Source organism: Halopseudomonas salina (assembly GCF_008641105.1).
The window spans coordinates 44,496-56,312 of sequence record NZ_VTTI01000016.1; the positions used below are offsets into that span (position 1 = coordinate 44,496).

At 59.6% G+C, this 11,817-nt stretch carries 11 protein-coding genes; 5 read left to right on the forward strand and 6 right to left on the reverse strand.

From position 1 onward, the window contains the following. Positions 1-13: 13 nt before the first annotated feature. The 3 genes from atuC to FZF01_RS18365 are packed head-to-tail and all read right to left on the reverse strand — an operon-like array spanning position 14 to position 4,355. Entirely contained in the window at positions 14-1,630 is a 1,617-nt protein-coding gene (gene atuC / locus FZF01_RS18355) for a geranyl-CoA carboxylase subunit beta (protein WP_150279398.1), read from the reverse strand. 2 nt (positions 1,631-1,632) lie between these two features. After that, positions 1,633-2,502, reverse strand: coding sequence for an SDR family oxidoreductase (locus FZF01_RS18360; RefSeq protein WP_150279399.1), 870 nt, complete (start codon positions 2,500-2,502; stop codon positions 1,633-1,635). Further along, the gene (locus FZF01_RS18365; protein ID WP_150279400.1) at positions 2,499-4,355 is read right to left on the reverse strand and encodes an acyclic terpene utilization AtuA family protein; all 1,857 of its coding nucleotides are present in this window, start codon (positions 4,353-4,355) and stop codon (positions 2,499-2,501) included. The genes FZF01_RS18360 and FZF01_RS18365 overlap by 4 nt, the downstream gene beginning before the upstream one ends. A gap of 146 nt (positions 4,356-4,501) precedes the next feature. On the opposite strand from FZF01_RS18365, the gene FZF01_RS18370 reads away from it, so the two are divergent. From FZF01_RS18370 to rloA3, 3 genes are all read left to right on the forward strand, one after another. Then, on the forward strand, positions 4,502-5,131 hold the full coding sequence (locus FZF01_RS18370; protein WP_150279401.1) for a TetR/AcrR family transcriptional regulator: 630 nt from the start codon (positions 4,502-4,504) through the stop codon (positions 5,129-5,131). A 62-nt stretch (positions 5,132-5,193) separates the two neighbouring features. Then, positions 5,194-6,000 carry a substrate-binding periplasmic protein gene (locus FZF01_RS18375; RefSeq protein WP_188434360.1) on the forward strand — a complete coding sequence of 269 codons (807 nt, stop codon included), beginning with the start codon at positions 5,194-5,196 and terminating at the stop codon, positions 5,998-6,000. A 143-nt stretch (positions 6,001-6,143) separates the two neighbouring features. Next, positions 6,144-6,815, forward strand: a complete 672-nt coding sequence (rloA3, locus tag FZF01_RS18380) for a retropepsin-like aspartic peptidase RloA3 (protein ID WP_150279403.1) — start codon at positions 6,144-6,146, stop codon at positions 6,813-6,815. Between the two features lie 25 nt (positions 6,816-6,840). Here the strand turns inward: rloA3 and FZF01_RS18385 are convergent, their stop codons facing one another. Next, the gene (locus FZF01_RS18385) at positions 6,841-7,371 is read right to left on the reverse strand and encodes a DUF2058 domain-containing protein (RefSeq protein ID WP_150279404.1); all 531 of its coding nucleotides are present in this window, start codon (positions 7,369-7,371) and stop codon (positions 6,841-6,843) included. Positions 7,372-7,420: 49 nt separating this feature from the next. After that, a complete protein-coding gene (locus tag FZF01_RS18390) occupies positions 7,421-7,630 on the reverse strand; it encodes a DUF2897 family protein (protein WP_317846497.1) in 210 nt (69 codons plus the stop codon). 34 nt (positions 7,631-7,664) lie between these two features. Here FZF01_RS18390 and FZF01_RS18395 point away from each other — a divergent pair, with 34 nt between their 5' ends. Further along, positions 7,665-8,921 (forward strand): D-serine ammonia-lyase, encoded by a 1,257-nt coding sequence (locus tag FZF01_RS18395; RefSeq protein ID WP_150279406.1) that lies wholly within the window; start codon positions 7,665-7,667, stop codon positions 8,919-8,921. 15 nt (positions 8,922-8,936) lie between these two features. On the opposite strand, the gene FZF01_RS18400 is transcribed toward FZF01_RS18395, so the two are convergent. Continuing rightward, positions 8,937-10,634, reverse strand: a complete 1,698-nt coding sequence (locus FZF01_RS18400; RefSeq protein WP_150279407.1) for a L,D-transpeptidase family protein — start codon at positions 10,632-10,634, stop codon at positions 8,937-8,939. Between the two features lie 171 nt (positions 10,635-10,805). Between FZF01_RS18400 and FZF01_RS18405 the strand changes: the two genes are divergently transcribed. Then, on the forward strand, positions 10,806-11,528 hold the full coding sequence (locus FZF01_RS18405) for a murein L,D-transpeptidase catalytic domain family protein (RefSeq protein ID WP_150279408.1): 723 nt from the start codon (positions 10,806-10,808) through the stop codon (positions 11,526-11,528). Positions 11,529-11,817 lie beyond the last annotated feature (289 nt).

Consider the following 11,817-nt stretch of genomic DNA (forward strand, 5'->3'; position numbering starts at 1 on the left):
TCTGTTTCTCCGTTTACAGGCGGGCTACGCCAAAGGTATTGGGGTTCAGTGGCCGCAGCTCGGCATCAAGGCAGATGTCCAGCAACAGGCCGAGCAGGCGGCGGGTATCGCGGGGATCGATCAGGCCGTCATCCCACAGGCTGGCTGTGCCGTAGAGGGCCGTGGACTGACTGTCGAGTTTTTGTGTTGTGGCCTGCTCGAGCATGTCGAGCATTTGCGGGTCGGCGGTCTTGCCTTCCCGGGCGTGCTTGGCTTCGGTGACAATGCGCAGCACCTTGCCAGCCTGGGCCCCGCCCATCACGGCGGTACGGCTATTGGGCCAGGCGAAGATGAAACGCGGGTCCAGGCCGCGGCCGCACATCGCGTAGTTGCCGGCACCGTAGGAGCCGCCGACTACCAGGGTGAGCTTGGGCACACGGGCATTGGCTACCGCCTGGATCATCTTGGAGCCATGCTTGATCACGCCTTGCTGCTCGGCCTCGGTGCCGACCATGAATCCGGTGGTGTTGTGCAGAAACAGCAGGGGTGTGTTGCTCTGATCGCATAGCTGGATGAACTGCGCAGCCTTGGCGGCGCCCTGGGGGGTGATCGGGCCGTTGTTGCCGATCAGGCCGCAGCGCCGGCCGTGAATGCTCAGGTGGCCGCAGACGGTCTGTTGATCGTATGCCTGCTTGAAGTCCAGAAAGCGCGAGCCGTCGGCGATGCGGGCGATGATTTCATGCACGTCGTAGGGTGTTTTCGGATCAGCCGGGACAATACCAAGCAGCTCTTCGATGGGGTAGAGCGGGTCGTCCCATTCAGGTGCGGTTGTTACCGGTAAGCGGTCATTCCAGGGCAGGCTGGCGACGATGTCGCGGGCCTGTCGTACGGCATCGGCATCATCCTCGGCAAGGTATTCGGCGGTGCCGGCCGTTTGCGCATGCATTTCGGCGCCGCCCAGTTCTTCCTCGGTGGCAATTTCGCCAGTAGCGGCCTTGAGCAGGGGCGGGCCGGCGAGGAACATCTTGGCCTTGCCGCGCACTACCACAACATAATCCGACAGGCCGGGCTGATAGGCGCCCCCTGCGGTACTGGAGCCATGCACCACGGTAATCTGCGGAATACCCGCGGCCGAGAGCCGGGCCTGGTTGGCAAAGGTGCGCGCCCCTTCGATGAATATGTCGGCAGCGTAGGCAAGGTTGGCGCCGCCACTTTCCGCCAGGGTGATGACCGGCAGCTTGTTCTCGGCGGCAATCTGCTGCAGACGCAGGGATTTTTTCAGGCCGCTGGGCGAAATGGTACCGCCCTTGATCGCGCTGTTGTTGGCGATGACCAGGCAGCGCACGCTGCTGACATAGCCGATGCCGGCGATCAGGCCGCCACCGGCCTGGGTGCCGTCCTTGTCGTCATGCAGCTTGTAGCCGGCCAGCGGGCACAGCTCCAGGAACGGGGCTCCAGCATCCAGCAGCAGACCGAGTCGTTCGCGGGGCAGGAGCTGGCCACGCTTTTCGAATCTGGCCTTGGCTTCGGCTGCCTTGGCGAGGACGCCGCGCTCGACCGACCGGAAGCTTTCGATTGCTCTCAGCATTGCCTCGCGGTTGGCTGCGAAGTCGTCATCACTGGGGTTGAGCAGGGATTCGATGGCAGCCATGGTCAGTCCTTCGCCTTGAGAATCTCGGGCGTCACCGCGCGGTGAAACCCCTCGAAGGCGGCGTTGTTTTTCGCCGGCGGCAACGGCCAGGCACCACTGCCCAGACTCGCGCCACCATCAATGCGCAAACTCGCGCCGTTGATGAACGCAGCCGCGGGGGAGAGCAGAAACACAATTGCCGCCGACACTTCCGCCTCGCTGCCCAGGCGTTTGAGCGGCACGCTGTCCTTGAGGCGGGGAATAATGGCTTGCATTGCCCCGTCATAGGTATCCATGCCGCTGGAGGCAATCCAGCCGGGGGCGACGGCGTTGACCGTGACCCCGGCGTGGGCCCATTCAAAGGCGGCGGTCTTGGTGAAGTTGTCCATGCCGGCACGGGCGGCGCCCGAGTGCCCCATGCCGGGCATGCCGCCCCACATGTCGGCCAGCATATTGACGATGCGCCCACCGGTGCGGTTCATGCTCTGGTTGAACACTTCGCGGGCCACCAGAAAGCCGCCGACCAGGTTGGTGCGTACCACGGTTTCAAAGCCCTTCTGGTTGATCCCTGCCAGGGGCGAGGGATACTGGCCGCCAGCGTTGTTGACCAGGCCGTGAATCGGTCCGCACTCAGCTATCACCTCGGCAACCATTGCCCGTACCTTGTCCTCGTCGCGGATATCACAGGTGCGCCAGATGACTTGTCCGCCGTCGGCGCTTATCTCATCTGCGGTTGCCTGCAACTTTTCCGGGTTGCGCCCAACCAGCACCACTCGGGCGCCCAGGGCTGCGAGCTCATGGGCGGTGCAGCGTCCGATGCCGCTGCCGCCACCGGTGACGATAATGGTCTGGCCGCTGAACAGGTCGGATCTGAAAATGCTGTGATAGGTCATTGATGAGTATCCAGTTTGGCGAGAATAGAGGCGGGAACCGCGACCGGCATCTGCAGCACCTGCTGGGCAAAGGCCTTGCCCTGGGGGTCGATACGCAGACTGGCCACACCGCCGCCGCCCAGGCTGTTCTCCAGCAGAAAGTTGAGGCTGTGGCTGCCCGGCAGATACCAGCGGGTGACTCTGCCCCGGTCGGCGTCCAGCACGTGGGACATCCACTGGGCTACCGCTGCTTCGCTCAGGCTGGCGGCGATCCAGGGCAGAAATTCAGGATCGCGGGCCATGACGCCGATATTGCTGTGGTTGCCCTTGTCGCCCGAACGTGCCACGGCCAGACGGATCAGCGGAACCTCAGTGTCTGTATTGCCGGAGGGCGTGGGCGCGGGCGGCTCTGTTGAGGTGTGCTTGGTCGAATGCGGGGCGTTGGCCTCCGGGTGGGAGCGACGGCCCCGTCGCGAAAGCGGACCGGGATCAGGCAGAGTTACCGGCACATTGCGGCCATCGATGTTCACCGCAAGCTCGCAAACGGTTTTTTCGACCAGAAATGAGAACAGCCGGATCATCGGATATACCGTAGGGCGTCCGCCCACAATGCCGGTAAGCCCCGGCGCCATGCCGGTGGCAGCCTGGGCTATTTCGCGGGAGAACAACACCAGTGCTTCCTTGCGGGGATGACAGACGGCGATCTTGATGACGACTTCGCGTGTGTCGGCGCGCTGGCCATGGGGCCCGTAAGTTGCCTCGCTGCCGAGGAGCTCCACGCTGGTATCGCGATAGTCTTCCCAGCCCCGCTGGGCGAACATCTCACGGGTTCTGGACACAATCGCCTGGCTGACCCGTTGGGCCTTGGCAACCGCATCAATGCCGGCCATCAGGCAACTGGCTGTGCATTTGAAGCCGTCAGGCCAGGTGGCGCTGACCTTGTACTGACTGGTGGGGGCGCTGCCCCGGGCGCCGCGGACACTGACCTGGTCAGGTGATTGCTGGTGCAGGGTGACCGCGGAGAAATCACATACGACATCCGGTAGCAGGTATTCACAGGGATTACCGATTTCGTACAGCATCTGCTCGCCTACGCTCAAAGGCGTTATAAGGCCCCCGGTACCCTCGTGTTTGGTAATGACAATACTGCCGGCGATGTCGATCTCGGCGATGGGAAAACCGATGTGTGCATAATCGGGTACGCTCTCCCAGTCGGTAAAGTTGCCGCCGGTACACTGGGCTCCGCACTCGATGAGGTGCCCTGCCAGAGCTGCCTGGGCGAGAAGGTCATAGTCATCCCAGGCCCAGCCGAATTCGTGCACCAGGGGTGCGCTGACCAGTGCACTGTCAACAATACGTCCGGTTATCACGATATCTGCGCCACCGGCCAGCGCTGCCACTATTCCCGGCGCCCCGAGATAGGCGTTGGCGGATACACAGAGCGGGGGCAGTGGCGCTCCGCTGAACATGTCCTGAACGCCTTCTTTGCCCAGCTTCCTGAGCTGTGGGCGCAGATCGTCGCCTTGCAGAACGGCGATTTGCAGATTGACCCCGGCCCGCTGACAGGCGGCCTCAAGTGCGGTTGCGCAGGCTTGCGGGTTGATACCGCCGGCATTGCTGATGACCTTGATGCCCTGATGGGCGAGCGTTGGCAGCAGCGGCTCAAGTACCTCGACGAAGTCAGTCGCGAAACCGGCATCGGGGTTTTTCATCTGCGCGCCAGCCATGATCGACATGGTGATTTCGGCCAGATAGTCGAATACCAGATAATCAAGCCGGCTTTCCGGGCTTGCCAGGTTGACCAGTTGCGCGGCTGCGCTGCTGGTGTCACCCCAGAAGGCGCTGGCGCAGCCGATACGGATGGTTTTATTCATATGCCTCTCCGTGTACGATCAGGCCACCTTACCAAGCAAGCGCTTGGTTTGAGAAGGGCTCGACAACGGGCGCCGTTTGCGGCACTGACGTTTGGCGTAAATGCCCTGTTATTTCTGAGCAATATTTCCGACCAATAAGGTTCAGTATGCCGTCTCACTCAGCATTATCCGGCGCGGACATTCGTGAGTTGATCAATGGGGGGCTTATTTCCGACCCGGCAACGCCCCGCGGAAAGCTGTTGCAGGCTGCCGCCCACCTGTTCAGCACACGCGGTTTTGATCGCACCACCGTCAGGGATCTTGCCGCCAGGGTAGGCATACAATCTGGCAGCCTTTTTCATCACTTCAGGAGTAAGGACGACATCCTGCGTGCCGTGATGGAGGAAACCATCCACTACAATCTAGCGCTGATGCGTGGGGCCTTGATGGGGCTGGAGGATCCGCGGCAGCGTTTGAAGGCCTTGATCAGGTGTGAGCTGCAGGCGGTCAATGGGGTCAGTGGGGAAGCCATGTCGGTGCTGGTGTACGAGTGGCGATCGCTGTCGAAGGATGGCCAGCAATTGATTCTGGGACTGCGGCAGGTTTACGAATCGCTTTGGCTGGAGGTTCTTGATGACGCATTTGCTGCAGGGGTTATACGGGTGCAGCCGCCCATTCTGCGCCGACTGCTGACCGGCGCCCTGTCCTGGACCATAACCTGGTACAACCCCCAGGGCGCAATGACCCTGGACGAATTGGCCGAACAGACACTAAAAATGGTAACCACGCAAGGGTAAACCTGTCTAATACAAGGTAAACTATTGTTAAGGGCCATTGGCCATCAAACGAAATAATGAATATGCGGGCATTACTCAAGGCTCTCCGTCTGTGCTGGATCATGGTGGGAACGCTCGCAGTTAGCGGGGTGGGCGTTCTAGGTGCATCCCCGGTTCAGGCCGAGCCGCGGGAAGTCCGGGTGGGCGGGTACATTTTTCCACCGTTCGCCGAACAGAGCATCGAGGGTGAGTGGTCGGGCGTGACTATCGATCTGATTGCGCAACTCAATATGGTGCAGCAGGACTATCGTTTTGCTTTTCTGCCAACCTCGGCCACTCGGCGATACCATGACTTTGATAATGAGCGCTTTGACTTGATGTTCTTTGAAAGCCCGCAGTGGGGGTGGCAAGACAGGGACGTGGTCAGTTTGCGTGGACCCGCCGTTGGCGGTGAGGTGTTTGTCGCCGCAGCCAAGCCGGGACGCGATCAGGCGTATTTTGCCGATCGCAGCGGCAAGCGTGTTGCCTTGTTCAGTGGCTATAACTATGCATTTGCAGGCTATAACCCTGATAAGGGATACCTGCGCCGCAAGCATAATGCGATCATTACATTTTCCCACGATAGCAGCCTGCAGATGCTGCTCAGGGGCAGGGTTGATCTGGCGGTTATTCCCCAGGGGTACCTGGAGCGGTATCTGGACCAAAATCAACAGTATCGGTCACAGCTGCTGATTGCTTCCGAGCCGGACCAGTACTACCGGCATATATTGATCAAGCGTGAGGCTAGCGAGCCGCCGTTGGCGTATATGGAGCAGTTGCTTGCCAGGCTTGAGGAGGAGGGCACCATGCAGATGCTGCTTTCGCGCTACGATCTGCCAGGCTCGAACTAGACCTCACGTCGGCGCACTTGAAGGTGCCTCTTGGTTTCCGATGTAGATAGGCTAGAATACGGCGCGTCTATTGGTCGTCACTCTGCGTGCTCAGGCACGCTACCTTAATTGCTGCTCTTTCCGTTCCGTTCAAAGGATCCCCAATGCTGTCAGTTTTCAAACATACCTGTCTTGCTGCGCTACTGGTTGCCTGTGTGCCTTTTTCTGGCCAGGTTCTGGCAGGCGGATTGTCCGATGATGAGAAGCAACCCCGGATTACCAAGGTCAACTCGAAAGTGGTAGTAGGCTGGATTGAAAAAGGGTTGATTCTGCCGGAACAGACAACCGTCAAGATCAAGGTTGATTCAGGCGCGCTGACTTCTTCCATGCACGCAGTCAACATTGATTTTTTCGAGCACAAGGGCAAGTCCTGGGTACGTTACGACGTGCCCGTCAAGGATGCCGATACCGGTAAGCGGGTGACGATGAAGTTCGAGCGGCCAGTGTATCGCCGCATACTGGTGCGTGGCGCAGGGGGGGAGGATCGTCGCCCAGTGGTCAAGATGAGCATGTGCATCGGCGATCAGATCTACGAGGAGCAGTTTTCATTGCGCGACCGGGGTGACATGACTTATCCGGTACTGATTGGTCGCCGCACCATCGAGCATATCGGTCTGATCGACGTTTCTCGGACTTTCATGGTCAAGCTCGACTGCCCTCTGACCGCCGAGGACGACGAGCGGGTCAAGCAGAAGCGCATGCGTGATGACGAGACCATGGTTGACGATAGCGAAATGGATAACCCCGAGCAGGTTGAGGAAGAGCACGAAGAGTAATCTTCCTCATAATGACCTGATGTGACTACCACATCAGGTCGTCGGGTACCTGGAAGGCTGCGTAGGGATCATCCTCGGCCGGTTCCTGACTTTCTACTTTGGCAATGTGCACCGGCCACTGGGGGGCACGCTCGCTGACCTTGGCCGCAACATCCACGGGTATCAATTCAAATGTCCCGGACAGGCGCACGACCCCAAGCTGGCCGCGGCTGAGTTTGCCGAACTGTTCTTCTGTCACGTAGATCTTCTTGATCTTGTTCTTGTTGGCAAACTGGTAGGGCGTCTCGCCCCCGGTGCGGTCCAGCTTGTTCTGGTCTATCAGTTGCCGGGCCTGTGCCTCGCCTTCCTTGCGCGCTGCCTCAACTTTTCGCTGCTGATTCAACTGACGGTCGCGTTCGGTCTTTTCCATGCGGGCCTTTTCAATGGCCGCCGCTGCTTCGTTAACCTTCTCAGGCTCGGTTTTGGCAGATTTCTTCTTGGCACGTTGTGCCTGCTTGAGTTTTTTCTCGTCGACCAGTCCAGACTTGAGCAGTTGGGCTTGCAGTGAATTGACCATGCTTGGGACTACCTTTGAACGGGCGGAAAATGAGCGAGATATTTTAGCGCTATTTGTTGTCTTTTTCCTGTCTTTCCTGCTCTTCAAGCTCCGCCTTTCGGGCCTTGATCAGACGCATTTTTTCTTCGCTGATGGGCATTTTGTAAGCAGTTATGTAAACTTTGTATAGTGTGCCTAGGATCGTTATCGCGGCCAAGGCTATGAAAATCCAGCCTATTGTGGGCATCAGAAGTGTCCTTGAGAGAAGGTGGGCGTGCATCCATCATGCGTAACAGATCAACACAAGGCAACCTATGCTGGCAACGGACCTAGTCACCAACCTGCAATCGCGGCTTCCCGTGCTCTGGCTCAACCCGGGCCTGCGTACCCGGGATGATCCCTTCGATCCCGAGCTGGTAGAAGATGCCCGACGCCGGATGTTGCGGGCCGGGCCGCTGCTTGCGCGGGTTATACCCGAGTTGGCAGGTACAGATGGTCTGATCGATTCGCCGTTGCTGGACGCATCCAGTCTGCGCGATTCCCTGGGCGGTCAGTCAACCTGGCTGTTCAAGGCTGATAATCGACTGCCCCTGGCAGGTTCGGTGAAGGCCCGTGGTGGTGTGCATGAGGTGCTGGAGTTTGCCGAAGCGACCGCACTCGCCCATGGGTGGCCCGGCGATGATTTTGTCGAGCTGGCTTCGCCCCGGTGGCGTGACATCTTCGCGGCCTATCGGCTGGTGGTTGGCAGTACCGGGAATCTGGCAATCAGCATCGGATTGATGTCGCGGGCGCTGGGCTTTCAGGCTCAGGTGCATATGTCCAGTGACGCGGCCGAATGGAAAAAGACCCTGTTGCGCGATCAGGGTGTGGAGGTTATCGAACACGAGGGTGATTATGCCACGGCGGTGGCCGCAGGCAGAGCCAGCGCACAAGGGGATCTCCAGGCCCATTTTGTCGACGATGAGCAGTCGGTATCGCTTTTTTGTGGCTATGCAACTGCTGCACAAAGGCTAGCGGAGCAGTTGCAGGAGGCTGGTGTTGAGGTCTCCCAAGAGCGACCCCTTATGGTCTACCTGCCATGCGGCGTGGGTGGCGCTCCGGGCGGTATCACTTACGGTCTCAAGCAGGTGTTCGGTGATGCGGTGCATTGCTGGTTTGCCGAGCCGTTGGCCTCGCCAAGCGTGCTGCTGCAGATGGCATCGGGCGTGGGCAACAAATTCTCGGTCTACGATCTGGGGCTGGACAACAAGACCTTTGCCGACGGTCTGGCAGTGGGGCAGGCGTCGATGCTCGCGGTGACCTGCATGCAGGATCGTCTTGCCGGCGTATTTACCGTAGGCGATTCAGCCCTGATCTATTACCTCAGGGCTGCCTGGGAAATGCTCGGCGAAAAGATCGAACCCTCGGCTGCCGCCAGTTTTGCCGGGCCAGGCTGGCTCAATGGTTCTGCCACTGGGGTGGCCTGGTGCGACCGTCATCAGGTTGATCCGAATACCGCGACGCATCTGCTCTGGAGTACCGGCGGCAATCTGGTGCCCAAAGAGCAGTTTGAACGTTGGCTCGCCAGCTGAGCCGTCATGGCTGCGCTAGCCTCTGGCAAGGGCTGTTATGAGAGCGAGATCCTTGCCATAGGGATCCGGGCTCAGCAGTAGCCGTCCGTCCTGGTCTGCCTCGGCTGTCCAATAACTCAACACGACCTGAGGCCCGTTGTCGATTCCTACCTGATGGGTCTTGCTACTCGCTTGCAGGCGTCCGACCTGGGCGCGTCTGCTGTCGCTAAGGCGCCTGAAAAGCATGTCTGCCAGGGCGTCGGCGCCTTCCACACGTACGCATCCCGAGCTGAGGTTGCGCTGCACGCGGGAGAACAGGTGCCGGTTCGGTGTGTCGTGCAGATAGATGGCATGGGGGTTGTCAAAGCGAAATACGACCTGTCCCAGGGGGTTGTCCGGGCCTGGTGGCTGGCGCAGCATGAGGCCGCGAGGGTCGTACCAGTCGATGCTTTGCGGGTCCAGACGATTGCCCTGATAGTCGATCACAATCAGGTTCTTGCGCTCGAGATAGCCGAGATCCTTGCGGATTTCCGGGATCATGTCCTGCTTGCGGATTGTCGGTGGTACCGTCCAGTCGGGGTTCAAGGTGATGCGATTCACCTGGGAAACCATGGACGGTGTCTCGCGGCCAGGTCGTCCGGTGATGACCGTGGTCTGCCATGAAACCTTGCCCTGCTGGTAGTGACGAAGCTCGTTGCGCGCGCTATTGACCAGTAATACGTCATCCTGCAGGAGGGCGTTGATCCATCGCAGGCGCTCCAGATTGATTCTGGCAATATCCAGGCGCTCGCGGGTTGTCATGTTCAGGGCGGTGAGGGTGTTGGGCCCCAGTACGCCGTCTGCCTTGAGACCGTGATCGCTCTGAAAATGCTTCAGCGCCTGTTCCAGCGCTGTGTTTAGCGTCTGATCAGCGGTTGCTGGCTGGTTCTGCTGTGTTTCCGGCCCGGTATCGCCCAGTGGCGTCGGGTCGACTGGTTCAGGCTCCTCCAGGTAATCAGCAGCTCTCAGGCGTTCTGCCAGCAAGGGTACACGCGGATCCTGTCCGCCGGGTCTTATCAGTTCGCCGGTGGGTATTCTGGCGTATTCGGGACTTTCGTCACGCAGCCGGATATAGGCGCTGCGCAGGTTTAGGTACAGATCAAGATCGGGACGGGCCTGATCAAAGGCTGCCGTGACGTCGGACAGACCATCGCGAGTCCAGCGGATAATGGCAGGTGTTTCCTCTTCGATATTCGTCCGTCGCCACATCGGTTCGTGTGTCTGTTGGTCAAGGCGACCGGTGCCAAGGTGTTCGAGGGCCAGCAGATATTCACTGCTCAGGCGTAATTCCGCACAGGTGTCCAGTGGGCTGGTGACCTGGCGATGGAAGGGATAGTCGTCGGCCGTCAGACCGTCATCGGCGAGCTTTTCCAGCTCTTGATGCAGTATTGCGAGCTGGCTTTGATCCTCCCACAGGGGAGCAAAATCGTTGTGCTGATACAGATGCGCGAGTCCGGTGGCGATGTCCGCGGTGCGCAGGTGCGCGAGATGTGGGCAGGTGTCAGACAATGCCCGGGCCGGTGGCTGCACTTCAGGTTCGGCGGGGTGCGCAGCAGGGTTGTCGACGGAGTTGCCGCTTTGCTCAATGCTGATATGTCGGCTTAACAATCGGGCTATGTCGTCCTGGCTTGCCGCTACAGCCGAGGTTGCCGGACCCAAAGAAGCGACGAACAGTACTGTACAAATCTTGAGCAAAAGGTACCCTCCTGATAGCTGACCGGGAAACAGGTCATGAGAAGGTGGATGTGCACACGTTGCTCATAACGTCCATTTCTACAGACTAACAGACCATGGACAGGGTCAATTGTTCTGTTTTTTGAATTTTTTGCCGACTCGCGTCCCCAGCGGGTCGAGGGGGAACAACTGATGCTTACCACATTGCGCCGTGCTGGCGCCCTGGCAGCTATATGCCTGATTATCGGTTCGGGCTCTGCTCAGGCAATGCCCAGCTCAGCCGCTACTGCCGCGCCACTTGCCGCCCAGTTGGCCAAGGTCGCGCCGGACCTGAATGCCGCTGTACTGAAAAAAGCCGTTTCAGCCATGCAATGTGCTGTGGCCAGTGGTGCTGATCCAGCCGCTCGCCTGGCTGTAATCGATTTTTCACTACCTTCTGCGCAGCAACGACTGTGGATCTTTGATCTGCAACGCAAGAGTCTGCTGTTGCAGGATCTGGTCGCCCACGGTTCCGGTTCGGGCGATAACTATGCTGCTGCATTCTCGAATATCGAGGGCAGCCATCAGTCGAGTATTGGCCTGTTCCGCACGTCGGAAAGCTATACTGGGCGCCACGGTTATTCCCTGCGCATGGATGGCCTGGAGGCGGGCATCAATGACCTGGCGCGGCAGCGTGCCATCGTGATCCATCCGGCCGATTATGTGGATCCGGCCTGGGTAGAGCGCTATGGCCGGATCGGGCGCAGCCAGGGCTGCCCCGCAGTGCGGCCTGAGGTGTCACAGATGGTGGTGGATAACCTCAAGGGCGGCCAGTTCATGTTTTCCTATTATCCGGACGAGCATTGGTTGGCGACCTCGGAATTCCTCAATTGCCCACAGCGCGGCACGCGTTTGGTTGCAGCCAGAAGCGAGTAACCATCCCGGGGGCCATCTCCGGGAGGGCTGAGTTCCATCTCGGCTGATGTTCTGGGAGTTGTCGAGTTCCACCTCGGCTGTGGGTGTTTCTGGCTGGCACTTTGTCGAGGTGGAACTCGACGTTCCCAGGGGTGCGCGTCCGGGAGTTGCCGAGTTCAATCTCGGCTGTGGGTGTTTCTGGCTGGCACTTTGTCGAGATGGAACTCGACGCCCCCAGGGGTGCGCGCCCGGGAATTGCCGAGTTCCATCTCGGCTGTGGGAGTTTCTGGCTGGCACTTTGTCGAGGTGG